The organism is Agrobacterium tumefaciens str. B6 (assembly GCF_001541315.1).
Taxonomy (GTDB): Bacteria; Pseudomonadota; Alphaproteobacteria; order Rhizobiales; family Rhizobiaceae; genus Agrobacterium; species Agrobacterium radiobacter.
Window position 1 is genome coordinate 1 of sequence record NZ_LMVK01000046.1, and the last position, 536, is coordinate 536.

General features: G+C 63.1%; 1 protein-coding gene. It reads right to left on the minus strand.

Features of this window, described 5'->3' with window-relative positions; genetic code table 11:
- Window positions 1-460, minus strand: a 460-nt coding sequence (locus tag ASB65_RS22755; RefSeq protein WP_162266796.1) for an ATP-binding protein, incomplete at its 3' end; no start/stop codon positions are given.
- Between the last annotated feature and the right edge of the window lie 76 nt (window positions 461-536).

Sequence of the window (536 nt, forward strand, 5' to 3'; positions counted from 1 at the left end):
CCAGCCGCCCCTGCTTTCCACTCCGCGCTTCTGTCTCGAGCCGATTGACAAGATCGACGACGTTGTAGAAGCGGCCGCGTGCGCCGTTGCGGATTAGGGCGCGTGCGAGCGCGATGGACAGGTGGGACTTCCCCGTGCCGGTTCCGCCGACCAGAACGATATTGTGCTGCTCGGCGAGGAAGGCTCCTGTCGCAAGCTGGCGCACGAGCCCTTCGTTGACCGGCGTGTCGGTGAAGTCGAAGTCGTCGATGTCCTTGGCCAGCGGCAGCTTGGGGACGGTGATCTGGTATTTGATGGAGCGCGCCTGCTTCTCGGCGATCTCCGACTGAAGCAGGTCGCCGACGATGCGCGGCGGTTCGTGCTGCCGCTTGATGCCGGAGGCCATGATCTCGTCATAGGCGCTGCGCATACCAAATAGCTTCAGCGTGCCCATCATGTCGAGGATTTGGGATCGTTCCATATCAGCTTGCCCTCCTGAGGCTGTCGTAACGGGCGCAATCGGCCAGAGGCTCGTGGGTCAGGCGAAGCGCATCGGG